A 26,592-nucleotide genomic window follows, 5' to 3' on the forward strand; every position below is an offset into this window, starting at 1 on the left:
GAGGGTATACTTTGATGCTTAATCACTTTAAAGCAATGACAAACATTCGCTATTTGTTGGTGGTTGTTGCTTTGTCGGTAGGCTGTGCGTCGGTAGGCTGGGCACAATTGCCTTTTTTTCCAGGTGCCGAGGGCTTTGGTGGCAATTTCACTGGAACTGCGCCGGCTAGTGGCTGGTTTTCAAACGGAACCGTCTACCACGTTACCAATCTCAACGACTCCGGGGCTGGGTCCCTCCGCGGTGCTTTCCAAGAGAATAGCTCTAATAAGATCATCGTGTTCGATGTGGCAGGAACTATCCAACTCACCAGCGATAGTCTCGACATGAAGAACATAAACAATTACTACATTGCAGGTCAGACTGCTCCAAGTCCGGTCACGATCTATGGCGATACTACGCAAGTCACTCATAGCAACAACAAACAGCAGGCCAATGTCATCCTGCGCTATATGGCTTTTCGCAAAGGGTCAGGAAATGGCGCTGATGCCATCACCTTTGCCGGTGGCGGCACTGCTGGCATAGCCACCAATATGATCTTTGATCACGTGTCTGGCTCCTGGGCCGAGGACGAGATTCTGTCCGTGACGAATTACAATACGAATGTCACGGTCCAATATTCCATGATTAATGACGCTTTGGTAAGCGGCCATGCATATGGTTCGCTGATCCGTCCTAAGACTGATTCCAACGTTTCGTTCCATCACAATCTGTATGCAAACAATGCCAGTCGCCAAGCTCGCTTCGGATCATACGATGCTGAGACGCTTACGGCAGACTTTCGCAACAACGTCGTCTACAACTATCGTGATCGAGCCAGCTATACCGGGGGCAGCAGCGAGCCCGAACAGGAATTTACGGATATTAACTACGTCGGAAACTATATTGTTTCTGGCCCAGGGACACTGAGCAATTCGACTATTGCTTTTAGTGTGGACAAGAATGTCACTTCGCGCGTGTATCAGTCGGGCAACTTTATCGACCCCGATGACGCTCCGGGTGGAGCGCCAGCCGATGGAGTACTCGATGGGACCAACACTGGCACGGCCATGTTTGTCATTAATAATCAGACCGACCAGACGCTGGAGTTCATGCCGTCCCCCTTTGCAACGCCACCCGTGACTACCCAAACAGCAACCGACGCCTACAACCAGATTGTAGATTACGTCGGCAATTTTTGGTGGGCTCGTGATGCGATAGATTCGCGTGTGATTAGCAATGTCACGAACTTTACGGGTGTTCCCCTCGCTGCTTCTGCCCCCATTGCCAGCGAATTGACTTACGTCACTTCCGCACCGCAGACTTCGCACCCAGTCGGTTACGACGTCGACAACGATGGCATGGCCGATGCATGGGAGACGCTCCATGGTGGCAATTTGGTCTGGAACGCCGACTTTGACAACGATGGGTACATAAATCTTATTGAGTTCATCAACGAGAAAGGTGAGTTTCCCGCCCCGGCACCGATTGTATTCAATGGGTCCACAAACACCCGTTACGCTCAGATCACCAACTGGAAAACTGACGATGGTGGAATTACTGCCGGTTCGAATTGGCAACCCTCTAAGTATGACCTTGCTGTAATCGCAAATGGCAGCGTTGTGGTGGATGCAGTCGGCCAACATGCAGGCATCTTACTGATCGCTCCTAACTCTGGAAACAGTGCCACGCTGAGCATCAACAGTGGTTGGCTCAACGCAGCCGAGGGTGTCGAAGTTGGCTCTGCCACGGGCGACGGTACTCTGGTGATGGGTACCACTGGAACCTTGTTTGCTCCAATCGTGACGGTGGGAGCTATGGGCGAACTCAGTGGCGACGGAGAAATCGTCGGGAATGTCCTCAATGAAGGCTTGGTCTTGCCCGGCGCTTCGCCTGGCACAATGAACATCTCTGGCAATTATGCCCAAAACTCCGGTGGCACACTTAGAATGGAAATTGCTTCAACATCTAGTTTCGACAAACTAATAGTCGGTGGATCGCTGATGGCAGGAGGGACTTTGGATATCGACCTGCTGAGTTTTGATCCTCAGGCAGGCGATTCTTTTGATCTGTTCGATTTCTCGACTTCCGAGGGATCTTTCACTCTTGACCTTCCAGGTTTGAGCACTGGTTTGGCTTGGGATGATTCCAATCTTCTTACGACCGGTCAACTTTCAGTTGTGGCATCCGTAATCGCGAACGCGGACTTCGACGGCGACGGCGATGTCGATGGCCGTGATTTTCTTGCCTGGCAACGTGGTTATGGTAGTGCCGGAACACTGAGCACTGGGGATGCCAATAATGATGGCTTCGTTAACGAAGTCGATCTCGGTATTTGGCAAACCCAATACAACAACGCTGGGCTACTGGCCACATCTCAGGTGGTCCCTGAACCAGCTGGGCTGACGCTGCTACTAGGCATTATGGGATTTTTTTGCCGAGCGAGGCATGTCAGGTTTTAGAACGGTTTCTCTCCTTCTCCTCCCCGTGCCATGTGTTGCACACTCGCCGGACAGGGTTTTTTTCAGGGCTGATTAGGATCTTTCAGGCATACATGTATCCTAATTTGGATCTTTTTTCTTCCGACCAGATAGGCACCCAGAATGCGAAATTGTTGCTTGCTAGCTCTTATTCTAACTCTGTGTTCTCAGCCTACTTTGCAGGCCCAGCTGGCCGCATTTCCAGGTGCAGAAGGAGTGGCCAAGAACATCACCGGTGGACGTGGCGGGGATGTATACAAGGTTACGAATCTCAACGATTCTGGCGCAGGGAGTTTGCGTTTTGGAATTCAGAATGCGCCCACCTCGGGGCGGACGATTGTGTTCGACGTTGCAGGGACGATCAACCTGGCAAGCAGTCTCGATTTCAACGGCAAGGACAACATCACGGTCGCCGGTCAAACTGCTCCCGGGGGTGGCATCACGCTCTCGGGATATCGGTTACGGATCAATCCGTTGTTCAATGGCAATAACATCGTTGACCCCATTAGCAATGTGGTGGTGCAATTCCTTCGGGTGAGACCGGGTGAGGCCTCCGTCAACGCCGATGGAGTTTGGGTGCAGACTGCCAACGGTGTGATTGTCGATCACGTAACCACTTCCTGGTCTGTCGATGAGAGCATATCCGTAACACACGATTCAGATAATGTGACCGTTCAGTGGTCGACCATGACACAGGGGTTGCTCAGTCACAGCTATGGTTCACCTCTCAACGGTGGCACGTATACATATGCGCACAACCTTTACGCCCACAACAGAAGTCGAAATCCACGCCTGCAACAAAGCCAGGACATGATCATGGAGCTGGATTTCGTCAATAATGTTATCTACAACCCTGGCGACCGATTCGCGTACGGCGGCAATGAATACTCCGTCAACTGGGTGGGTAACTACGGCATACGCGGTCCCGAGACAGGGGATACAAATCACGCTTTTGCAAGAGACACCGACACGGAGTCGAGCTTCTATGTCGAAGGCAACCTGATGGACAATAATACGGACGGGCTGATCAATGGAGTTGTGCCAGTGCTGGAAGGAGATAGTCATGAGGCGGCCATGTTTCGGGTAGGTGCCTCCTACACTCTGTTGGGATCTCGCATTCCCATACCGGAAGCCAGCGTGACGACTGCCCAGCAGGCTTATGTGCAGGTGCTCAGCCGCGTTGGCGCGACGAACTTCCGCGACGCGCACGATCGCGACATGATTCGCGACGTCATTAATCAACAGCCAGGGCATATCAGTTCTGAGAGCGAGTGGGGATCGTTGCCGTCGCTGCCAACAGGTACTCCGGCGGCCGACTCAAACAACGACGGCGTCCCTGACACCTGGGCATTGGCCACCTATGGTGATGCGTCAACGCCACTAAACACCACCTATGCCACGTCCGGCTACACTTACCTGGAGGAGTACATCCATTCGCTCACTCCAAATGCCTATATGCCTACGAACACACAATCTCACACAGTTTTGACAGGCTACGGATTGGGAGGCGACGCGCAGGTGAACGAGAATGGTGGTACGAGCGCTACAAGCAGTGGTGACGGTACGGGGAGTACACTGAACGCACTCTGGGACGGCGCTAGTGGCACGAAGAATCAGGCGATTGTACTGAAGTTTGATCTCTCGGAAATCGTCCCCGGTTCTGTCAACGAAGCAGTGCTGGAATTGACTGCCGCAGAAGCCATAACCGGCACTCACACTTTCAAAGTGTACGGACTGGAGCACGATGGCAACGACTGGGACTGGGATGAATCGTTAGTAGAGTTTGCCGACGCGCCTGGTCTGGTGTTCGACGGCAACAGCCGCACTCTCGGTATCGATCCTCGGTATACGGCCGATGGTGAACCTGCGGAAAAAGACAACTTCCCGTTAGACACGCCGGGGCTCTTCTCGCTGGGTGAATTCTCGATTAGTTCTATGGTTGCTGGGGAAACTGCGTCGTTCGACGGCTTGAACTTGGCGGTGATGTTGAACTTAGCCGCCTATTTTGAGGATACTCCGCAAGCGGGCTTGGTTACGCTAATACTGGAGCAGACGAACGCCACGGGAACTAACGACGCCACGTTCTTTTCGCACGAAGGCGATAGCCTGCTGGCTCCTCGGCTGGTCGTGGATGCAACTCTAGCTTCCCCGCCCGCGACAGCAAACGCTGACTTTGATGGGGATGGTGAAGTTGACGGTCGTGATTTCCTCATCTGGCAGCGAGGGTTCGGCAATGCCGGTTCGCTGGCCACAGGGGATGCCAATAACGATGGCACTGTCGATGGTGTCGATCTCGGGATTTGGCAAACCCAGTACAATAACGCTGGGCTACTGGCCACAGCGGAAGCGGTACCCGAGCCTGCGGGGCTAGTTCTACTGCTCGGCACGCTTGTGATGTTTTGCCGACCCTCGTCCCAACTCAATGAAATAAAGGAACCAGTGAGAGACAGGCTATAACTGCCAAAAAGGAATTCGTCGAATCATGTAACTGGCTCATGTGTGAAGAAAAGATCATAAAGACAGACAAACCCGGGTAGTCGCCTGTCGCAAGGCAATGCGACTATCAGTCAAGATAGTTCAGATATATTCACAAATATCGAGGTCGAGAGAGAATGCTGATGGTGGCCAGTCCGAGCAATGCCACAACGCTAGAGGGCTCAGGCACATGAGTTGAGGCTGAGAGCGGTGACGAGAGATCACCTGTGAACTCTCTTTGCCAAGTGAGAAAATCGAAACCATCGGTGTCGAAGTCTCCGTCGGAGTCACCGTTGACAGTCGAGTCGTAGGAAGATTGCCATCTGGCGAGATCAAACTCATCGACATCCCCATCACCGTCGAAGTCAGCAGTGAATGGCGTGGAGACGTCCAACAGAACGCGATTTGTGCCGCTCTCGTAGCTGATACCCCACTGAAGCAGTCCACTAAGTGCCGGCCAGGAGATGCCCTCGCTAAATGTCCCTGCGATGCCGTTGCTGGCTGAGAGGATCTCGAAGATTTCGCCAGCCCTCGGCTGATAATCATCTGCGAGTACAACGTCGAGCATGCCTCCCAACGAGGCTAAGCCATTGACAGTAAGCTTGTTGTAAGAATCGGCACTGCCGATCTCAATGGCCATTTTGGCGCCAGAAGACTGCGTGTAGTTGCCATCCACGGTGAGTGTGCTCCCAAGGAGAAAACCTGTTGAGCCGTTGAGGGCAGTATCCAGCTGAAAAGAGTCGAGATTTGCAGTGGTCAGCACAAAGCCGTCGAGAATTGTGCCGACTTCGCGCCCGCCGATGGCAAACGATTTCTGACCGACGGAAAGATTGTAGTCGATGCCAGCATTAAGCGCGGTCCACACACCAGCAAGTGCAGGCAACGAGGGGGATAGCTTTACCCATTTGGCTGCGTCGGCGGCATTGTCGGGTGATTGGACTTCTTCATAAAAAGAAGTTGTCGTTTGGAGGATCGTGGAATGCCCCGACACCCACAAGCTATTGTTGCCGCCCGCTGAGGTTGAGGTGTCGCCAGGTATGACTGACAAACTGGGCTCTGCGATGCGTGCGAACAGATACCAGGCACCAGCCTGGGGAATATCAACTGTAGTTGAAATCAGTCCGCTCGCGAGGGGAGCGCTAAGGCTTTCGTTATTCACCATTACGATGCCGCCACCGAAGAGACCGCTGCCGTTGTAGGAACCACCGTTGCCAGTGCCGTGGACGGCGTTGTCGAATACTGCCCAATCGCTGCTGAGGTTGAGGTCCTCAGCCTGGATGCCGATCGTATGGACCGAACCAGTCTTTTCTCCATAGGGGCGAACTAACGAGCCGGCAGTTGCCGTGAGATTGCCGGTAATGGTCCCCTTACCTGCGATCGTCTGCGAATTGCCCAGAATCAGCCCGCCTGACACGGCGGAGGCGTCTAGCGTGGTGCCGGCTTCCAACTCAACTGAGGAAACGTTCGAGATCGACGCCGTAGGGCCTAATTTCACTGATCCTTCTTGAATGAGAACTGGCCCACTGAATGTGTTAACTCCCGAAAGCGTCAGACTGCCCGCCCCGCGCTTGGTAAAGCCGCCGGTGCCTGAGATGTTTCCAGAGATTTCACCACTATAGCCGTTGGTGTCGATCGTACCGCCAACGGCGCCGAGGGTTGTGGCAACCTTGATGTCGGGTACGCCGGTCGCTCGAAACATGCCTCCATTGAAGATGAGCGTGGCAGTACCACCGGCGGAGGCAATGGTTCCTGTCTGGAGCATGCCCCCAGTCCCGATGGTGATTGCCCCAGCCTGGCTCGGAGTAGCGACCAGCGTCCGTCCTGACGTGACCTGGCCGTCGCTGATTGTGAGCGAGTGACTCAACGTCGCCGTGTCGAAGACGTCAAGTGTGCCGCCCGTAACGTTCATCGAGCCATCAACGTTAAGTCGTCGAGCGAACGCGTGCCCGCCTGTCAGGCTGAGATTACCGGTCGCGATCGCGTCGTCAGCAAGCGTCGGTACGCCGCTGATCCAAGATGAAGCATTCGCCCATGAACCACCGGCAGAGGTCACAACGGTTCCGTCGCCACCAAGTTCGTTGAGGTATTCTTCGAGCCGGATATAGCCGGCGCCGTTGAGTCCCTTCCAATCGATCGCATTGGCTGGGTTCAGCCCGCGGGAGAGTTCCCAGTTGTCGGCGATGCCGTCTTTGTCAGCATCAACAAGTCGGGCACGGGGGTTTAAGTAAATGGGATTGGTACCGTAGCCGGGGAACAAGTCGCTTTCCCGGACGATCACGCCTCCGAGAGTACCGTAGCTGGTGACCTCTTGCATCAGTCGGGTGTCGACCGCGTCGCGGATAATCGAGACCCCAGCGTTCTCAACAACGTGTGCCACTGCCTGCTGGGCGGTCATCGCTGTGTTAGTGGGAAAGGCATGGCGAGTTGCTACGACGTCCGCACCTGGATAGCTCGTATTGAGAGTGCCGTTAAGAATGCCGTCGCGATTCGAGTCGACCCAATTGTCATTTGCGTAGATGTGGAAAGTGGGCGTGCCATCTTTGAACGGTGCGCTGCCATCGATTGGCCCCTCGATGAAGTAGTTGCCCTCGACGTTGGCGTGCGACGTGCCGGCGGTATCGCCCATGATATAGCCGGCCGATTCCCAGCCGTAAACGACGTTGTTGATGAACTCGTTCTCGCCGCGGACCTTGGGGTTCCTGGTCACGTTGTCAGTAAACAAGCTCTTGATGATACTAAAGCGGCTGCCATCGCCGGGCTGCATCAGGCCACCGGTGCTATGTCCGACGACGTCGAGGCCTTGGCCGATGATCGAGTTCTGGATCGTAAGATTGTCGATGATCTGGCCGGTGTCGGGGTTGATGTCGAACGTGCCGTCGACGCCCCAAGTGATCGACATGTGGTCGAACATCATGTTCGTGCCCCGGACGATCGAGGCGGCGTCGACGCGGCCCTGGCTCGTGCCGAGCCGCACGGCCCAGTGGCGGCTGATTAGATTGTTGGCGCCGTGAAAGGCGGCCCGGTTGCCGTACACTGAGAAGCCGCCGGGCGCGGTCTGGCCGGCGATTGTGAGATTGCTGGCGAACGTCAGGGGGCTGCTCGGCTCAAGGATCCCGCCGACGTCGAAGACGACGAAGCGATTCGACTGGCTAACAGCGTCGCGGAACGAGCCGGTACCTGAATCGTTGAGGTTGGTGACGTGATAGACGCTGGCTGAACCGAGGTTGGTGCGCGCGCCCGTAGCAAACTGTCCAAAACCTTCCGCCTCTGGGAATGCCTTAACTTGAGCTTCAGCGAGCTCTGATGTATTGCAAACACACAGAAGTGTGAGTACTCCGATAAGTACGAGATATCGCATTTGCCTGTTTCTGTATAGGTGTTCCGCAACTTCTACGCCCAACTTCTATTGTACATAAACACTACAAACAGACATTTTGGTGGGGGCGTTCAACCGACTTAAATCTTGCAAATCTCAGACGAGATTGCGCAACCTATCGAATTTATCCGAAAGGTTTAGAGTTTTAATGAGTAACTTTTGTAGGGCGAGTAGTTTTGTCGGCGCAGGGAGGCACTTATCTTTTTCAGTCCACCTCAGGCAATTCAACAACTTCTCACTCCGCCCCAATAGGTTGGTAAACCTACTGGCGAATAATTCGCATTCCATTGCGACGATTCACCTGCCAACAGAACTACCCTTTCGACAAAGGAAACAACGGAGAAACAGCTTACGGCGAATGCCATACTACTTCGATTCCTGCAGACGCTCTCGGAGGCGTTTCCTGAAATCTTCGACGTCTGCTTGGCGGATTGGCTGGCAATTGACGTTGATCGCTCCGCCTCCCACGATTGGTAATTCACGCGACTTGCCATTGTGAAGCTGTGTCAGCATCCGTACTGCCTCGTAGCCGTACTTATAAGGGTCTTGTGCGACAGTAGCGTAGATATTGCCCGCTTCAATGCCATCGAGAGTGTCATCGAGTTCGTCGAATACGACGAGCTTGATCTTGCCAAGCTTCCCCGCTTTCTCGAGGGCTTCCAAGAGCAGTGGACCTTGGTAGGCATTCATGCCCACCATGCAGGCGAGATCCTCATGGTCTTCCATGGCTTTGGCAATATTCTCTTGGGATTTGGCTCGATCTCCATCGTCCGTTAAGTATGCGACAGTTTGCCAGTTGAGTGCCGAATCGTCTTGTCCTGGATTCTTTGATTGTTCTTGCTCACCTTCCTCAAAACCGGATTTGCGTTCCAGCATGTTGTTCTTGGTCATGTTGGAAAGAAATACGGCAATCTTGCCTCCCTCTGGAATCGCTTCTCGCACCAATTCGTGAGCCGTCTTGCCTGCAAGGTAATTGCTGGTTCCAATGTAGTATTGGCGTTCAGAGAGAGGGGCATCAGAATCGTAGGTAACAACGTTCATCTTGCCGGCCAGTCGGTTGATCAGCAACGTCTGACCTTGGGCGTCCAGAGGGCTCACGGCACAACCATCAATCTCATCCGCATTCAGGCCGAGGAGAATCTGCGTTTGCTCTTCCAAGCCCCCATCCAGGGAAGGCATCTCTATCTTCAACTTCGCATTGTGCTCTTGTGCCGCGGCTTCAGCACCTTTGGCCGTGAGTTGCCAATAATCGTTGTCCCCTCCCGTAACAAAAACTACTCGCGTCGTCTGAGGTGGAAGAGAATCTGTTTCTGGCAGGATTTGACTGCGGTACCAAAATGCGGCCCCAACTGCTGCAAGCAACAAAACCCATAACCAGATTCGATTTTCCGACATCAGATACCTCGCAATGACAGCTTTGCACGAAATAGTTGAAGAGATTGAATAGCAGAGCCTATTATCTATTGGGATGCGTTAATGAAGCAAGTCGTCTTGGAACGAGTTGAACAGATTTGCAAATTCTTGCTCCCTATATTTTTCTCAGTGGGTCTCGTATTATTGGAGAATTCGCTGGACTCATATCTTTTCCCGTGCGCCCCCTCTGGTACTACACCATGCATTTTCGTTGTTTTGTTGCGGGTTGCTTTCTTCCAGGCATATTTGGATTCATGGGCATGTGCTTGATTTCCGTTGCGACGGCGGGTACTCCTGAAACTCATGTTCCTGATATGGTCGTAGCCTCTGATGGGAGCGGCGATTTCACGTCTTTGCAAGCCGCCATCGAAACGATTCCGGTCAGCAACACACACCGCATCACGATCTTTCTCCGCGACGGAGTTTACGAAGAAAAAGTGCTGCTTCGTCAAAGCCGCGTCTCCATTGTTGGGGAAAGTCGCGGAGGAGTGCGACTCCAGTTCAACGCCCCTCGGAGCGAATATGACCGCCGCTACGACCCGATTGGTGCAGGCGTGGTTAACGTGTACGGCACGGACAATGTGATTCGCAACTTGACTATTGAGAACACTCAGCAAACTCCCGAGCATGCATTCGCGCTATACGGACAGCCACAAAGATTCATTCTTGATGACTGCGACGTGGTGGGCGTAGGAGGTGACACCGTATCACTGTGGAACACTTCTTTCGGGATGTATTATCACCGCAATTGCAGGTTCAAAGGTGGAGTCGATTTCGTTTGCCCGCGGGGATGGTGCTTTGTGCGTGATTGCCAGTTCGAGTCTGCAAGCCGCAGTGCCGCCCTGTGGCACGATGGACACATGGACCTCGACATGAAGTTTGTGTTGCGAGACTGTAGCTTTGATGGTCCGCCTGATTTTTGGCTTGGTCGAAATCATTATCCGTCTCAATTTTATCTGCTTGATTGCCGATTTGCTGAAAACCTTTTAGACAAACCCATTGGCGTTGTTAAGGACCTTAGTGGTATTGCAGACCCTGAAGTTTACAAGAGGAAATACTTTTTCGATTGCCACCGAGAGGAAGGTGACTATTCTTGGTTTGCAGACAATCTTGAAACCGCTGTCGGCAGCCCTTCGGTTGAAGAAATCACGCCCGCGTGGACCTTTGCTGGGCGATGGGACCCAGAATCCACAAGTGCACCGAGCATTATTGAACTTGAGATTAAAGACAATGAAGTACACGTTCACTTTAGTGAATGTGTTGTTGGTGCCGATCAAGTTGAAGTTCTTCGAGAAGATGGGTCCATCGCCAAGTTCAGTGAAGGTGATGGTAGTGATTGGCTCATTTTTCAAGGGGGGACAATTGAATCCACTCCGATTCGCTTAGAAACCAAGGGGGATTCAATACTGGGGACTATTGCGACTCTTTCGCCAAGGCAAGTCGAATCGCAATCCCTGCCAGAGTCTTCACCATGCAAAGAAATCAAGATTGTACTGGCGGGAGACTCGACGGTGGCTACCTACGAAGGGGGCCACGCATACCAAGGTTGGGGTTGGGCGCTTGGGCAGTTGTTTGACAAGCGGGTGACTGTAATCAACGAAGCTCAGGGAGGTCGGAGTTCCAAGAGCTATCGAGAGGAAGGACACTGGAATCGTGCAATCGGCCAGGAGGCCGACTACGTGCTGATCCAATTTGGGCACAACGACAATCCAGGTAAAGGCCCTGAACGCGAGACTGATCCCTCGCCAGACGGCGACTTCCGCAAGAATATTGCCCGCTATGTCGAAGAGGCACGCGATAGCGGTGCGAAAGTGGTCCTGATAACTCCTACGACTCGGCGGATTTTTGTGGAAGGTGATCGTATCGATCCCACTGAGGGCAACCTGACTTACGCTGAAGCGGTACTTGCCGTAGGCGAGGATCTCGGCTGCCCGGTCGTTGATATGAATCGACTTACACGCGAGCTATTCGAGCGACTCGGGCCACAGTCAAGCGACTGGATTCAGCCTCTCGGCGACACAACGCACTTTACCCCTGCGGGTGCGAAGCGAATTGCAGTCACGTTGGCAAGCAAATTGGTCGAGGTTGAACCATCACTCAACCTCTACTTGCTGCCCGATTCGCTGTTCTCTCATTGATCACTTGGAATCACTGCAGCTGATGTAGAATTCGGCCTAGCGAGGCTGACTCACATCCAGAAAAAACATGTGCTTAACATTTTCGATGACGCTCGGTTCCGATGCGTTATAGAATCTGCAATTCTTCAAGTAAACATGGTCGATCGGCTGTTCCGGCAGGCCGACTAGATACAGAGGGTATTGGCATTTCTGAGAGGTAACATTCTCAAGGAATATGTTGCGAACGGCCGGAAAGAATTCTCCGCTTTCGTCCCAGTACTGTAGATTAATGCTCAAGACAGCTTCGCTGACTTCGCCCACTTCAATATTGCGGACAAATAGATTTTCCAGAAAACCGCCTCGCAGGGAATTGGATTTTAGGCGTATGGCCCGTTCCAGCTGGGGGCTACTCATTTGGCAATCCTCGACGAAAATATTTCGAATTCCGCCGCTCATTTCACTTCCCAACACCACCCCGCCATGCCCGTCTTTCATAGTGCAGCCGCGGATAATGATATTCTCGCTCGGAACGTTAATGCGTCTGCCGTCAACATTGCGGCCCGATTTGATGGCGATGCAGTCGTCGCCAGTATTGAATAAGCAATTCTCGATCAAAACATTACGACATGATTCAGGATCGCAGCCGTCATTATTGGGGCCGTGACTGTCAACGGTTACATTCCGAATAGTCAGATTTGAGGAAAGCACTGGGTTAATCACCCACATAGGTGAATTCATAAACTTCACCCCTTCAATCAGGACGTTCTTCGACCGATAGGGTTGAATAAAACTTGAGCGAAGAAAGTGACCCTTCCCAAAGATCCTCTCTCCGGGAGGGACACCTGCGTCAGCAAGCAGAACAAGCTTTTCCACATCTTTAATCTGGTCAGGGTCTCCACGATGCCAGCCCGTCTCATCGGCTCCACCCCAGTGACCTTTCCAGTTCCACCACCGATTCGGCCCCGCCTGCCCGTCGAGTACTCCTTCGCCGGTAATGGCAATATTCTCTTGTTCGAAGGCATAGATCAGGGGTGAGTAGTTCATCACCTCGGTGCCCTCGAACCTTGTTAGTACCATTGGCAAATAGTCTTCTGGCGTCGTACTAAAAGTAATTGTTGCATCTTTTTCGAGATGCAGATTCACTTTGCTTAGCAGGTGAATAGGACCCTTGACGAACCATCGGCCAGCAGGTGCAACGACTCGCCCGCCACCAGAATTTGCACATTCGGTGATGGCTGCTTGAAAAGCGGCATGGCAATCGAAGTTACCGTCCCCGATTGCGCCAAAATCCGTCACGAGAAAATCCCGATCGGGAAATTCCGGTGATTTAATCTGAGCAAGTATACTGGGAACGGAATCCCAGTCGCTATGCTTCAACTCCGCCACCACTGCCGAGGTTGAATTCGAATAGACGGCAATAGATGTGATGGTGGTAAAGAGTAGCCATATGAGATGTTTCAAGAAAAAGATTCCTTGCGAATTGAGAATGGAGGGAGGCTTAACCTCAATTCTAACAGTCGGACAATGCACAATTAGTGAGGATTTTTGCAAAAAGTGTATAGATTGAATTGCTGCGGTTCAATCTGCAATGAGATAAATAGAGCGATTTGGACCGAATTTGCCCGCGTCGCCCGGAGTGCAACGGGGAAGCCCAAATACCCAAGTCAGCGAGTCTGCCGAAGATGGCAGGTCAAAGACTACTCGTCAATCTCCGCGTCCTTCACAATCACGGGTTCGCCCTTTGCAGGGGTAATCTCGACGTGCCGAATCCCAAGGCCCGCCCGATCTGAGGTGATCTTCACATTCATGAGCAGCATGTCCTTGATTGGGCTCTCAGGTAGGTCCAAGATGAAACCGGCATCTCTGGTGCTGGTGGCCGTCAGATTGCGAATCGTAATGTTGCCGTACTCCGGCGTCGTCTTGTTAACCAGTTTAGGCTGTTTGATCGCTGGGATCTTTGGGTAGTAGCACGTGATCGTGATCGCCCCCGCAACATCCTTCATGGCGATGTTTTCGTTGAGCATGTTCGATACGGGCCCGCCATTCTTACGGTCGGTCTTGATCCGGAGAGGTGAGCAAGAATTGCGAACGGCCTGTAGGGCTAGTAATCCTGTGGAGTAAGGCGCATACTGGTGGTTTAGTACAGCGGCAATTAAGCGTTTTCCGCTGCGAACTAGATGTTTTATGCGGTCGACTAAATTAAGAGCATCCCGGTTGAAATGGGAGGCTTGTTTACGAGTAAGCCGCCGTGGTGGAGTACCCGATAATGGTACTCCACCACGGCGGCTTTTTTTATTTTCTAACATCCGACAAGTCAGCGGGGACTATGAAATACGTATGGAATCGGTTGATCGTAACAATTCGCAGCAAACCGTAGCCCAAAAAAACGAGGCAGCGGTCGATCGTCGCAAAGATGAGTTCATCGCCTTACTCGCCCATGAGTTGCGCAACCCCCTTTCAGCCGTTTCAGGTGCCCTACAGCTGCTGGATCGGAGTGAACGCATTCCTCCCTCAGCCAAAGAGTTGTATGGAGTGATCAAACGACAAACTCTGCTCATGAAGACGCTCATTGACGAGCTGTTGGACAACTCACGAATCGCCAGCGGAAAGATATTCTTGCGGAAAAAGCGACTCAATTTCGCGACCCTGGCACGACACACCGTTGCGGACTACCGTCACTGCTTCGAAGCGAACCAACTGACGCTAGAGACGATGATCTCACCTGAAGCACTTTGGGTAAAAGGCGACGCTGTGCGCCTCTCTCAGGTGATGACCAATCTGTTACATAACGCCACGAAGTTTACCGATCCTGAAGGCACCATAATGGTGCGGGTCGAAGGCCATGGTACTTATGCAGAGTTTAGCGTTTGTGATTCTGGCATTGGCATTGAGCCGAGGGAGGTCGCAGCAATGTTCGAACCCTACCGGCAGTCGGATTCTTCCCGAGTTCGTTGCAAAGGGGGACTTGGCCTTGGGCTTTCGCTCTCCAAGCGATTGATAGAAATGCATGAGGGCATGATTAATGCCTCGAGCGAAGGACTGGGCTGCGGCTCGACGTTTACCATTCGATTGCCGCTAGCATTGGCAGCTCCGAGCGAGTTCCGCTCTCCCGTTTCCAAGTCGACTGTCGCAATACCCTCCCATCGCATCCTGATTGTCGACGATCGCAGAGACGCAAGATTCGTCTTGTCGGAGTTACTGAAAAAGTTGGGCCAAGAGGTTCATGAAGCAGAATCTGGCATGTCCGCCCTGGGTGTTGTGGAAACTTTTCGGCCCGAAATCATTTTTTGCGACATCGACCTTGGTGATATGGACGGCTATGCCGTGGCTACTGCCATTCGATCGAACCCATCTCTTGCAGGAGTTCAGCTCGTGGCTCTCACCGGCTCTAGTGGTGCGGAGTATACAGCACGAGCACTGGAAGCCGGCTTTGATCGACTCCTGACTAAGCCGATCAGCTACCAAAAGATTAGGGATCTGTTACTCGACGGTTGCGTAAGTTCCCTAAAGCATGACGAGCTTAAATTGACCTAGTTATTCTGTGGTACGGAAGGAGCTTGAGCGGTTCAAGGCCGGAGTTCCTGAGTGCGACCTGATGGCAATGTGTCGGTTGGGCTGGCCTAATCGGAATGGCGCACTACGCCCAAATCCACGCTGCTAAATCCACTTGTCCCAGCGATCACTTTTTTGTTTCACGGCACTGTGGAGCCTCGGCAAGAGTAAACACAACTATTTCCTCACCCGTGAGCGTACTGATGTCGTGGTGTAAGCTGATTGGTTTGATGCCAGTGATACCTTGTATCACTGCCTCCAAGGCAGACCGAGCCGTTTCGATGAGTTGAATCCGAACCTGTTTGAGCAGGTCTCTCCCCTTTTCAGGGGGCAGCGTTTTCACCAGATGCTGCTCCGCGGCAGTCAAAACTCCCGTGAGGCGCACGACAAGTAGATCGCCAAGCAAATGGGCTCGGATGTCTTTTGGGCCGCGTCCCATGTACTCCTGCTCGAAATGGGAAACCCCATCACATACGGCAGCTTCGATCTCGCCACGTGTCTTCATTGAATTACCGATTTTCAAAATAAGTTTTAAAGGCAACGACCAGCCCCACGAGGCACCAAATCGTGGGCATTCAAGAGCAAGCAGCCTTTTAGTCTATATTACTATAGTCCGTAGGCGGGGCGAAGGGGATTGCTCTTCAATAGGAATGTCGTAAGATGCGATAAGGGGAACATTAGATTGCTGCCAGCGGGACGATTCCCTTGGGCGGCAAACAAGTTTCCAAGAGTAATTTTCGGATGACTAAATAAAGAGCAACCCGGCTCGGGGGGCTCGATAACGAGTAAGCCGACGTGGCGGAATACCTTCGGGTGTTCCGCCACGTCGGCTTTTTTTTGTGTTTATGTGCAGGGTGATAAGCTCCGTGTGAACACCTAATCGCTAGTTGAGTGAGAGATACACGAACACCTGCAAGGACAAATCGCATGAATGAATCCGAAACCGTGATGGCACAAAAGATTGCCCAGGTGGCACTCGCGTTCCAGACGGAAAGAACGGGCCATGCACCTGCTTCGGTCAACGTGGTCCTAAAAGAGGATACCCTCGTGATCACACTGCAAGACGCGTTGTCGCCTGCTGAGAAGGCGCTCTCGCTGTCTCAAGCCGGCGCAGCGAAAGTCCAGGAATTTCATCGTCAACTGTTCCTCACCTCCGCTGACGCGCTGCGGAAAGAAATCAAGAGAATAACTGGCCGCGATGTACGCGAGTCGACCGCCGAAGTCGAGCCGGCAACCGGGACCGTCGTGCATGCCTTTACTACCGGAAACGTTGTCCAAGTATTCTTACTTACCAAGAACAGTGGCTCTGCAATAGGTGTTGAGAGTTAACCATGAACATCCCAATTTTAACGACTGCGGTTCTCCTTGGGCTTCTCGCAGGCGGATTAGCTTACCGCCAAGGTTGGTTCCGGAAGGTGCGTCCCCAACCTAGGAAGGTAAGTAACAAGGCCGGGAACAGCGGCAAGATTCAAAAATCAGATGAATCAAGGTGATACAAGAGGTTGGAATAACGCTCGTCGGATGATCCCGTGCAATTGCGATTAGCAACGAAGATGAAGCATTAAGATTGTCGCGGGGTCATCCGCAGCGGACTCTGATTCGATTTGGCAACGGCCACACGTCTCAAGAAATGTACGAAAGAGGTGAGGCATGAAGAAAATTGGTACAGCCCTCCTGGTGCTAGTGGTGCTTGGGATCGCCCTGGGCTTCTACCGAGGCTGGTTCGTCTTGACGAAGCCAGCCGCCGAGGTGGGAAGCGACAAGGTGAACATCAACCTTGCAACAGACTCGGGCTTGATTGAACGGGATGTCCAAACGGCAAAGGACAAGGCTACCGAACTGACCGGCGGGGTCACGGAAGACGGCAAGGTGGACGGTCAGGCTGACGACAATGTGAAGTCAAATGATCTTTAGGGAACACAAAAAACGGTTGCCAATCGCGAGTCACTGAAGACCACTTTTTGCATTCGACACTTATTAGTTTAGGTAGGAGTATTGAAATGTTAGGTACTATCTTGATTGTGCTCTTGGTCTTGATGCTGCTCGGAGCGCTGCCCACTTGGGGCCACAGCAAAAACTGGGGCTACGGTCCAAGCGGTGGGCTGGGGTTGGTGGTAGCAGTCGTAGTCGTCCTCCTGCTTGTGGGCCGCATTTAGCAGTATCACAACCACTCCCTGAGATCGATAGAACATCCGATTTTGAAAGGTACGGCTTGCTTCACGGTGTAGCAGCCACATGAGAGTTCCCCCAATTGATAGGATCAAAAATGAGACACTATTTATCTTCGTTACTGCTGCTGAGCATGTTTGTACTGGTGACGATCGGCTGTGCCGAGAAGTCGTCAACCACCAAGGAGACGACGGTCTCTACGCCCGGTGGAACGACGACAGTCACCACCAAGAAAGATGTCGAGAAAACGGGCGACAATCCGCCGGCGGAACAACCCTAAACCTTGAAGTCCGCGACTGGCGAGAAAATGTGCCAATCTGATCTGCTCGTTACAACAGCCTTTCCAGTTTGGCAAGCAACTGGCGGCTGGACGTTTCGCGCTAGGGATTGCCGGACTTGTCTTGGTCACGTTGCTGGCAGCAGCCCCCCTCATAACACCTGCTCAGACGGCGCCCCGCTCAGAACTTCTAAAGGGTCCGAGCGGTGGCCAACAGACTGAACTCGGGAGTACAAATGGGGAAATCGAGTCAAGTGATGACGAATCTATCCGCGGCTTCATGACTCTGGAAGAAGTGGCAAATCAGACCGGCGTTCCCATTTCGGATATTCTTGAGCGTCTTGATCTACCGTTGAACACGGCCCCGTCAAAGCAGGTCGGTCGCCTGTTGAGAGCCCATGGAATGGAAATGTCGAACTTAAGACAAGTCGTCGGACAAGATGAGTCTGGTCAATAGCAGACGACCTCGCTGCAGGGGGCCGAGAGCCTCTTTATTTGCTCGGCGGTAACGCACTTTCAGGGAAGCATGGTAGTCGAAATCACTGAACGACAGCCGCTTCCACGATCAAGCAAATCGCACGACGAACTTCCAATGACAAACTCAGCTAAGAACTGGTGACCAACTGGAGATCCTCGGTCGAGTCGCATATGTCTTTCGTCGACGGACATTGACTCGTGATGTCGCTCGCGCGATGCCCAGGCGCTACCACCGCTTGTTGCACCTGCTACAAGTCATTGCTACATAATGCGATAGGATTGCAGTCCTCTGCGTTCGATTCCCATGTGCACCTGGGTCGTGGAGCAGTGTAGAGCTGTGTCAGAAACTGCTGTAGATGAAATAGTGATTTCCGCCCGATGATACTTCGTTAAAACGATTTGCATCGATGAGTACTGTGAAACCAAATGTAGACAAACGAATTCTGAGGACTTCTTCTACCTATTTCCCGGTGCTTCACAAGCCTCCAGCCGGATTGTGTTCGGCCGATTATGCCCTATAATAGTGGTAGAGGAAAATTTGGATTGCAGCTCTCGTCGATCTTCCGCGGGCGGCAATAATGAAAAGAACTGTACCGAAGATTTCGGATGACTATATAAAGAGCAACCCGGCTAGGCTGGGAGGCTTGTTAACGTGTAAGCCGGCGCGGTGGAACACCTTCGGGTGTGCTGCCACGTCGGCTTTTTTTGTTGAGAATCATCCCAGACGATAAAGGACATGCACGACCAGATGATGGTAACGTCCGCAAGTAGTAGGCAAAGTAAAATCCTATCATGCCCAATAATAATCAGTTGAGAGATTCAGCACGCTCAGGGGAATTAGCCTCGCACGTCAAAACCATGGAGGCAAACGGCGAGTCGTTTAATTTTCTCGTGATAAACGGCGGCTCTTCGAGCATCCGGTTCGCGCTGTACGATCACCTCGAACCGACGCAGCGGTTGCTGCATGGAAAAGTGGATCGAATCGGTCTGAGCGGCACGAATTTGACGTTTAGGGAATTTATCGGTCAACCAAAGCAAAGTTGCGCCATTGATCCCGGCGATCGTGGTTCGGCGACCACTTTTCTATTGGATTGGCTCGAATCGCAGCAGATCTTTGCTTCGGTCAAAGCCGTGGGACACCGGGTGGTGCATGGGATGGCGCATAGTGAACCGGAGCGGGTCACGCCCGAATTGCTCGATGAGCTGCACCGCATTATGCCGTACGATCCGGAGCATCTGCCCATTGAGATCGAACTGATCGAGGCATTTCGCGAACGCTACCCTACTTTGCCTCAGGTGGCGTTCTTTGACACCGCGTTTCACCGCACCATGCCACGAGTCGCCAGTCTGTTAGCAATTCCTCGTCGCTACGAGGCGGCAGGCGTTCGCCGTTATGGCTTCCACGGTTTGTCGTATCAATTCCTCATGGAAGAGCTGGCGCGCCTTGGCGACCCCGCGGCCACGAAGGGACGGGTGGTCCTAGCTCACCTTGGCAACGGCGCGAGCCTGGCCGCCGTGCGCGACGGCAAGAGCATCGACACCAGCATGGGCTTCACGCCGACGTCGGGATTAGTGATGAGCAGCCGCTCGGGAGACCTGGATCCGGGACTGTTCTCCTACTTGGCGCGCACAGAGCAAATGAACGCGACGCAATTTCAGGAAATGGTTAATCACGAGTCCGGACTACTCGGCGTTTCGGAGATCAGTTCCGACATGCGTGATTTGCTCGCGAGGGAAGCCAGTGACGTGCGGGCAGCGGAAGCTGTGGCGCTTTTTTGTTATCAGGCAAAAAAGTGGATCGGCTCCTTTGCCGCGGCGCTAGGCGGACTTGACACGCTCGTGTTCGCAGGTGGCATTGGAGAGAACTCACCCGCAGTCCGCGACCGGATTTGCCAGGGACTGGAGTTTCTTGGAATCGAACTCGAAGGTCCGCAAAATGCGACGAATGCGGCTGTGATTTCCTCGGCCACCCTCGGAGTCACGGTCCGCGTGATCCGCACCGACGAAGAATTGATGATCGCGCGTTCAGTGTACCGTCTACTTGGACTTGGCGACTCTAGTGAAAAGAGTACTTCCGGGTCTGCCACGAACCCTTAACCATGAAAGCAAACCGATGCTGATCAAAGTCCCGACTGACAAAACCGTGAGTGAAGCCTCGGCTGCCTTGCAGGCCGCCGTTCAGGCCAATCACTTTGGCGTCATGCAAGTGCATAACCTCAAAGAGACCATGACGAAGAAAGGCGTGGAGTTTGCCCCTGAATGTCTCATCTTCGAGGTCTGCCAACCGCAACAAGCGAAGAAGGTGCTCGAAGCGGACATGAGCGTCTCGACCGCATTGCCCTGCCGTATCTCCATTTACGACGAGGATGGGAAAACGATTCTGGCAACATTGAAGCCAACGACGCTGCTGGCGATGTTCAACGTCCCACAACTGAAAGAGGTGGCGCAGGAGGTGGAAGACACAATTGTCAAGATCATGAAAGAGGCGGCCTCAAACTGACCGCGTAGCTTCTAATGGAAACCGTAACTATGGCCGAAGAACATGCTGATGTCATGACGATGGATGCAATGCCTCCCAACAGTTCAGAGACGCGGACGCCGCCCAAGTCGAGCTCAGATCGACCGTCGGGCCTCTGGCGCCGGAAGTCGACGCTCATCGCGGCATTTTCCTTCGTGGCGATCCTTGTGCATCTGGTGCTGCGTTTCGGTTTCCAAACCGTTCCCAGCACCAATCAGATTCCTTTGCAGGCCACGTTGGTCCTCGGTGGGCTGCCACTGCTTTACGACTTGTTGCGGAAGCTCCTGCAGCGGGAATTCGGCTCCGATCTCCTGGGTGGGATTTCCATCATTACTTCAGTGCTGCTGGGTGAATACCTCGCCGGCTCGATCATAGTCCTGATGCTCTCCGGAGGTGAGGCGCTGGAAAGTTATGCGTTGCGTAGTGCCTCATCGGTTCTCGCTGCACTCGCCAAACGCATGCCTTCGGTTGCCCACCAGAAACGGGAATCTGGGATTGTCGATGTCGAACTGCAAGAGGTTGCCATTGACGACACGCTGGTCATCTTTCCGCACGACATCTGCCCCGTGGATGGCGTCGTGATCGAAGGCCGCGGTGGCATGGACGAGTCCTATCTGACCGGCGAGCCTTTTCAGCTCATCAAGACCTCCGGCTCGACCGTAATCTCGGGCGCAATTAATGGCGATTCAGCGCTCACAATCCGCGCGACGAAGCGCGCTGCGGATTCACGCTATGCCAAGATCATGGAAGTCATGCGTGAATCCGAATCCAAACGTCCACAGTTGCAGCGTTTAGGAGATCGGCTGGGCGCGATCTATACGCCGGTGGCCGTGTCCGTTGCTCTCATCGCCTGGGTCGCTAGTGGTGAAGCAACTCGCTTTTTGTCGGTGCTAGTGATCGCGACGCCCTGCCCGCTGCTGATCGGGATTCCGGTTGCCATCATTGGTTCGATTTCTCTATGTGCTCGACGCGCGATCATTGTCAAAAGTCCCATTGTGCTGGAACAGATCGCCCAATGTCGCACTGCGATCTTCGATAAGACAGGCACGCTGACATATGGCGAGCCGACTCTCACTGAAAACTTGAATGCTCCAGGCTTTGACCAGACGGAAGTGTTGACGCTTGTCGCCAGCCTGGAACAGTTCTCAAAACATCCCTTGGCGAGCGCTATTCTAGCTGCTGCGAGTAAAGCTGGAATCGCGCTACCCGAAGCTACCGAGGTTAGCGAGCAACCGGGAAAAGGATTGATTGGGACCGTTTCCGGTCATTCGCTACAAATTACCAGTCGCAACAAACTTGCTGAGCAGAACATCCCTGGCGTTGATCAAATTCCTCCTGTCGCCGGAGGCTTGGAGTGCGTGGTGGCAATCGACGAGCGTTATGCTGCAACTTTGCGATTCCGCGATGCGCCCCGTTCCGATAGTCATTCCTTCGTGAATCATCTCGCTCCACGTCATCAATTCAATCGCGTGATGCTTCTGTCGGGCGATCGTGAAACAGAGGTCCGCTACCTGGCTGACCAGGTCGGAATCACCCAGATTTTTGCTGAGCAGAGTCCTGAAGAAAAACTGGCTATTGTTCGGAAAGAAACGGCCAAAGCGAAAACATTATACGTGGGTGACGGTATCAATGACGCACCCGCCATGATGGCCGCGACGGTCGGCATGGCGATCGGACAAAACAGTGATGTCACCGCCGAAGCCGCCGGCGTTGTCATCATGGACAACTCGCTCACGAAGGTCGACGAGTTCATGCACATCAGTCGCCGAATGCGAACGATCGCATTGCAAAGTGCCGTCGGTGGCATGGCGTTGAGTTTGATCGGTATGGGGTTCGCAGCATCTGGATACTTAACGCCGGTCGCCGGTGCCATCCTCCAGGAAGTCATTGACGTCGCCGCAGTATTGAACGCTTTGCGAGCCGCCTTTCCTCCCAAGGTGATGCATGACATGTAGCAGCCACGCCTAACAATTCATAGCTCTACCAACGACAGGAACCAAAATGTCCGTAACAACCACTCCACAATTGCACCACGACACAGAACTGCTCCACAAGATGGATGCGTACTGGCGGGCGGCTAATTATTTGTCGGTCGGGCAGATTTATTTGTACGACAACCCGTTGCTGAGGGAACCATTACAGCTAGCGCATGTCAAGCCGACACTGCTCGGCCATTGGGGTACGACGCCGGGACAGAATTTCATCTATGTGCATTTAAATCGTGTGATTCAGTCGTACGATCTGAACATGTTTTACGTCGCCGGCCCCGGACATGGTGGACCTGCGATCGTTGGCAATACATATCTGGAAGGGACTTACAGCGAAGTCTACCCAGAGATCACACAGGATGAGGCTGGCCTAAAAAAGCTGTTCAAACAGTTCTCGTTTCCCGGCGGCATCCCCAGCCACGTGTCACCCGAATGTCCAGGTTCGATTCACGAAGGTGGTGAACTGGGATACTCGCTCAGTCATGCTTTCGGAGCGGTGTTTGACAATCCGGATTTGATCGCGGCTTGCGTGATTGGCGATGGTGAGGCGGAAACGGGACCGCTTGCCACCGCGTGGCACTCCAACAAATTCTTGAATCCGATCACCGATGGAGCAGTTCTGCCAATTTTGCATTTGAATGGATACAAAATCGCCAACCCGACGATCTTCGCACGCATCACCCACAAGGAGCTGAAGCAGTATCTCGAAGGCTGCGGATGGACGCCGTACTTTGTCGAAGGCGACGAACCCGAATCGATGCACAAGCGGATGGCGCATGTCATGGATCAGGTGATTGAAGAGATTCGCGACATTCAATCCAATGCACGCGAGAAGAACGATGCGACGAGACCACATTGGCCGATGATTGTGCTCAATTCGCCCAAAGGTTGGACGGGTCCGAAATTCGTCGATGGTCTCCAGATCGAAGGCACATTCCGTGCGCATCAAGTTCCACTGCAAATCGACGACGAACACCCCGGACATCTTGAACAGCTCGAAGATTGGATGAGAAGCTACCGGCCCGAGGAACTGTTCGATGAGCGCGGGCGACTGCTTGAAGAGCTTGCTGAACTGGCGCCTGTCGGTGTGAGGCGGATGGGAGCGAATCCCCATGCCAATGGTGGTTTGCTACTCAAAGACCTAATCATGCCGGACTTCAGAAAGCACGCGATTGATGTGCCGGCTCCCGGTTCTGTGGAAGCGGCGGACACACACGTCCTAGGCGAGTTCTTTCGCGACATTGCCAAGCGGAATCGCAAGCAACGCAACTTTCGCATCTTCGGGCCGGATGAAACGCTGTCGAATCGCCTGAACGCCGTTTTTGAAGTCACAGATCGGCAATGGGACGCTCGCACGCAAGACAATGACGAGTTTCTTGACAGTGACGGCCAGGTCATGGAAATGCTCAGCGAGCACCAGTGCGAAGGCTGGTTGGAGGGTTATCTGCTCACTGGAAGGCACGGGCTTTTCAATTGCTACGAAGCCTTCATTCACATCGTCGATTCGATGTTCAACCAACATGCCAAGTGGCTGAAAGTCACGGCTGATATTCCATGGCGCAAAAAGATCGCGTCGCTGAACTATCTACTTGCATCGCACGTCTGGCAACAGGCGCACAATGGTTTTACGCATCAAGACCCGGGCTTCATCGACCACGTCGCAAACAAGAAGGCGTCGATTGTTCGCGTCTACCTACCGCCTGACGCGAATTGTCTGCTGTCGGTTTGGGGTCATTGCCTGCGCAGCCGACACTATGTGAATGTCGTCATCGCCGGCAAGTACCAGGCCCCGCAGTGGCTAACGATGGACGAAGCGATCGAGCACTGCACGGCGGGCATCGGCAAGTGGCATTGGGCGAGCAACGATGGCGAAACCGAACCTGACGTCGTCATGGCCTGCTGCGGTGACGTGCCGACGCTTGAAACTCTGGCCGCAGTTTCTATCCTGCGCGAACATTTGCCGGAACTGAAAGTGCGCGTCGTTAATGTCGTTGACCTGATGAAGTTGCAACCGGCATCAGAACATCCACACGGGCTGAGCGATGAAGCGTTCGACGCTTTGTTCACTCGCGACAAGCCGATCATCTTCGCGTTTCACGGTTACCCTTCGTTGGTTCATCAACTGACTTACCGGCGAACCAATCACGACAACTTGCATGTACGCGGCTACAAGGAAGAGGGCACGATCACCACGACCTTTGACATGACTGTGCTGAATGATCTCGATCGTTTTCATCTCGTGATGGACACGATCGACCGCGTGCCAAAGACCGGCGACACGGGGGCTCGCTTGAAACAGGAACTGATGGACAAACTGCAAGAACACTTCGTCTATATTCGCGAGCATGGACTCGACATGCCAGAAGTCCGCAACTGGAGGTGGGAGCCGACCCATGAATAGATTCAGACAAATCTGGAGCAATCTGCGGTCGAGTTTCTGGTTTATGCCCTCGATGATTGTCGTGGCCAGCATCGCCCTCGCGGCGGTTTTGATCGAGGCAGACTCCGCCGTGAGCAACCAATGGCTGGCTCAGTGGCCGCGACTGTTTGGGGCCGGGGCGGAAGGTGCTCGAGGAATGATGTCCACCATTGCCGGATCCATGATGACCGTGGTGGGCGTGACATTCTCGATGGTCTTGATGGTACTGGCGATGGCTTCGAGCCAATACACCTCACGCATCCTACGAAATTTCATTCGCAGCCGTGTCACTCAGGTCGTCCTTGGGATTTTCGCCGGCATTTTCACTTATTGCCTGATCGTATTGCGCACGATTCGCAGTGGCGATGAAGGCACATTCGTTCCCAACCTGGCAGTCTCCTTCGGCTTCGTCCTCGCACTCGGTGGTGTCGGCGCTCTGATCTTCTTCATTCATCACATCGCCTCTTCGATCCAGGCTTCCAGTATCATTGCTTTGGTCGCAGAGGAAACGATCTCTGCCGTCGACCGATTGTTTCCGGTCAATCTCGGACAAGTAGTGGGCAACGAAGATGACGAGCAATCAGCCCGACCGCCATCCGATTGGAAGTGGCAACCGGTCAAGGCCAGCGAGAGTGGCTATATCCAAAGTGTGGATAACGACGAGCTCGTTCACCTCGCACGCGACAGGAATACGATCGTATGGATGGATAACGGCATTGGCGATTTTGTTGTTGAGAATACCACATTGGCCTCACTTGCTCTGGAAGTTCCTCCCGATCAAGCGACGATCGACGACCTCCAGGCGACATTCAACATAAGCCGCCACCGCACTGTGGATCAGGATGCAGCCTTCGGCATCAGGCAGATCGTCGATATCGCGCTGAAAGCACTCTCTCCCAGCGTCAACGACACAACGACCGCCATCATGTGCGTCGATTATTTAACTGTGATTCTGGCGAGGTTAACGCAGAGACAAATTCCCTCGTCGCATCGCTACGATGAAGGTCAACTGCGAGTAATCGCAAAAGGCCCGACCTTTGAAAGCTTGCTGGCCGAATCGTTCGACCAAATTCGAAGCAACGCCAACGGCAACGTCGCCATCATGTCGCGGATGCTCGGTGCCCTCCAAACCCTTACCCGTTTGACGGCCAGTCCAAGCCGTCGGAGCATGCTTGGCGAACAAGTTCAATGGATTGCCGAGCTGGCCGAATGTTCCCTCGAGTCCGCGCACGACCGCACGAGGATAGATGCACGGCTGACGCGCGTGCGCGAAGTGCTCGATGCTGGTCCGGCCTTATGCATTGGTGAGGGGCAAGGCAATTAATACGGTCACGACATGGCGAACAACCACAACT

19 protein-coding genes are annotated in these 26,592 nt (G+C 53.4%); 14 read left to right on the plus strand and 5 right to left on the minus strand.

Annotation, left to right across the window (positions count from 1 at the left end):
- Positions 1 to 14: 14 nt before the first annotated feature.
- Together Pla144_RS05930 and Pla144_RS05935 are read left to right on the plus strand one after the other, a co-directional pair.
- Positions 15 to 2,438 carry a hypothetical protein gene (locus Pla144_RS05930; protein WP_146448758.1) on the plus strand — a complete coding sequence of 808 codons (2,424 nt, stop codon included), beginning with the start codon at positions 15 to 17 and terminating at the stop codon, positions 2,436 to 2,438.
- Positions 2,439 to 2,579: 141 nt separating this feature from the next.
- Complete coding sequence (locus tag Pla144_RS05935; protein ID WP_146448761.1) at positions 2,580 to 4,913, plus strand: hypothetical protein; 2,334 nt, start codon at positions 2,580 to 2,582, stop codon at positions 4,911 to 4,913.
- 130 nt (positions 4,914 to 5,043) lie between these two features.
- On the opposite strand, the gene Pla144_RS05940 is transcribed toward Pla144_RS05935, so the two are convergent.
- Positions 5,044 to 8,289, minus strand: coding sequence for an autotransporter-associated beta strand repeat-containing protein (locus Pla144_RS05940; RefSeq protein ID WP_146448763.1), 3,246 nt, complete (start codon positions 8,287 to 8,289; stop codon positions 5,044 to 5,046).
- A gap of 384 nt (positions 8,290 to 8,673) precedes the next feature.
- Positions 8,674 to 9,702, minus strand: coding sequence for a substrate-binding domain-containing protein (locus Pla144_RS05945; protein WP_146448765.1), 1,029 nt, complete (start codon positions 9,700 to 9,702; stop codon positions 8,674 to 8,676).
- Between the two features lie 278 nt (positions 9,703 to 9,980).
- Between Pla144_RS05945 and Pla144_RS05950 the strand changes: the two genes are divergently transcribed.
- On the plus strand, positions 9,981 to 11,858 hold the full coding sequence (locus tag Pla144_RS05950; RefSeq protein WP_197530410.1) for a pectinesterase family protein: 1,878 nt from the start codon (positions 9,981 to 9,983) through the stop codon (positions 11,856 to 11,858).
- Positions 11,859 to 11,894: 36 nt separating this feature from the next.
- On the opposite strand, the gene Pla144_RS05955 is transcribed toward Pla144_RS05950, so the two are convergent.
- Together Pla144_RS05955 and Pla144_RS05960 are read right to left on the minus strand one after the other, a co-directional pair.
- A complete protein-coding gene (locus Pla144_RS05955) occupies positions 11,895 to 13,298 on the minus strand; it encodes a glycoside hydrolase family 28 protein (RefSeq protein ID WP_197530411.1) in 1,404 nt (467 codons plus the stop codon).
- 236 nt (positions 13,299 to 13,534) lie between these two features.
- The gene (locus Pla144_RS05960; protein WP_146448769.1) at positions 13,535 to 14,143 is read right to left on the minus strand and encodes a glycosyl hydrolase family 28 protein; all 609 of its coding nucleotides are present in this window, start codon (positions 14,141 to 14,143) and stop codon (positions 13,535 to 13,537) included.
- 31 nt (positions 14,144 to 14,174) lie between these two features.
- On the opposite strand from Pla144_RS05960, the gene Pla144_RS05965 reads away from it, so the two are divergent.
- Positions 14,175 to 15,371, plus strand: coding sequence for a hybrid sensor histidine kinase/response regulator (locus Pla144_RS05965; RefSeq protein ID WP_197530412.1), 1,197 nt, complete (start codon positions 14,175 to 14,177; stop codon positions 15,369 to 15,371).
- 145 nt (positions 15,372 to 15,516) lie between these two features.
- On the opposite strand, the gene Pla144_RS05970 is transcribed toward Pla144_RS05965, so the two are convergent.
- The gene (locus tag Pla144_RS05970) at positions 15,517 to 15,894 is read right to left on the minus strand and encodes a DUF2294 domain-containing protein (RefSeq protein WP_146448773.1); all 378 of its coding nucleotides are present in this window, start codon (positions 15,892 to 15,894) and stop codon (positions 15,517 to 15,519) included.
- 422 nt (positions 15,895 to 16,316) lie between these two features.
- On the opposite strand from Pla144_RS05970, the gene Pla144_RS05975 reads away from it, so the two are divergent.
- The 10 genes from Pla144_RS05975 to Pla144_RS06020 all read left to right on the plus strand — a co-directional run bounded on the left by Pla144_RS05975 (position 16,317) and on the right by Pla144_RS06020 (position 26,561).
- Positions 16,317 to 16,718, plus strand: coding sequence for a DUF2294 domain-containing protein (locus Pla144_RS05975; RefSeq protein ID WP_146448775.1), 402 nt, complete (start codon positions 16,317 to 16,319; stop codon positions 16,716 to 16,718).
- A 321-nt stretch (positions 16,719 to 17,039) separates the two neighbouring features.
- Positions 17,040 to 17,303, plus strand: coding sequence for a hypothetical protein (locus Pla144_RS05980; RefSeq protein WP_146448777.1), 264 nt, complete (start codon positions 17,040 to 17,042; stop codon positions 17,301 to 17,303).
- Between the two features lie 86 nt (positions 17,304 to 17,389).
- Positions 17,390 to 17,545, plus strand: a complete 156-nt coding sequence (locus tag Pla144_RS05985; protein ID WP_146448779.1) for a DUF3309 family protein — start codon at positions 17,390 to 17,392, stop codon at positions 17,543 to 17,545.
- A gap of 110 nt (positions 17,546 to 17,655) precedes the next feature.
- Entirely contained in the window at positions 17,656 to 17,838 is a 183-nt protein-coding gene (locus Pla144_RS05990; RefSeq protein WP_146448782.1) for a hypothetical protein, read from the plus strand.
- Between the two features lie 121 nt (positions 17,839 to 17,959).
- On the plus strand, positions 17,960 to 18,292 hold the full coding sequence (locus tag Pla144_RS05995) for a hypothetical protein (RefSeq protein ID WP_146448785.1): 333 nt from the start codon (positions 17,960 to 17,962) through the stop codon (positions 18,290 to 18,292).
- Positions 18,293 to 19,104: 812 nt separating this feature from the next.
- On the plus strand, positions 19,105 to 20,409 hold the full coding sequence (locus tag Pla144_RS06000; protein WP_231936191.1) for an acetate/propionate family kinase: 1,305 nt from the start codon (positions 19,105 to 19,107) through the stop codon (positions 20,407 to 20,409).
- 16 nt (positions 20,410 to 20,425) lie between these two features.
- Positions 20,426 to 20,812: a DUF302 domain-containing protein gene (locus Pla144_RS06005; RefSeq protein ID WP_146448787.1), complete on the plus strand. Its 387-nt coding sequence runs from the start codon at positions 20,426 to 20,428 to the stop codon at positions 20,810 to 20,812.
- A gap of 29 nt (positions 20,813 to 20,841) precedes the next feature.
- The gene (locus tag Pla144_RS06010; RefSeq protein WP_231936192.1) at positions 20,842 to 22,785 is read left to right on the plus strand and encodes a heavy metal translocating P-type ATPase; all 1,944 of its coding nucleotides are present in this window, start codon (positions 20,842 to 20,844) and stop codon (positions 22,783 to 22,785) included.
- 46 nt (positions 22,786 to 22,831) lie between these two features.
- Positions 22,832 to 25,219, plus strand: a complete 2,388-nt coding sequence (locus Pla144_RS06015) for a phosphoketolase family protein (protein ID WP_146448790.1) — start codon at positions 22,832 to 22,834, stop codon at positions 25,217 to 25,219.
- A complete protein-coding gene (locus Pla144_RS06020; protein WP_146448793.1) occupies positions 25,212 to 26,561 on the plus strand; it encodes a DUF2254 domain-containing protein in 1,350 nt (449 codons plus the stop codon). Before Pla144_RS06015 ends, Pla144_RS06020 begins: the two co-directional genes overlap by 8 nt.
- The last annotated feature ends 31 nt before the right edge of the window (positions 26,562 to 26,592 follow it).

This window comes from Bythopirellula polymerisocia (assembly GCF_007860015.1).
In the GTDB taxonomy this organism is placed as follows: Bacteria; Planctomycetota; Planctomycetia; order Pirellulales; family Lacipirellulaceae; genus Bythopirellula; species Bythopirellula polymerisocia.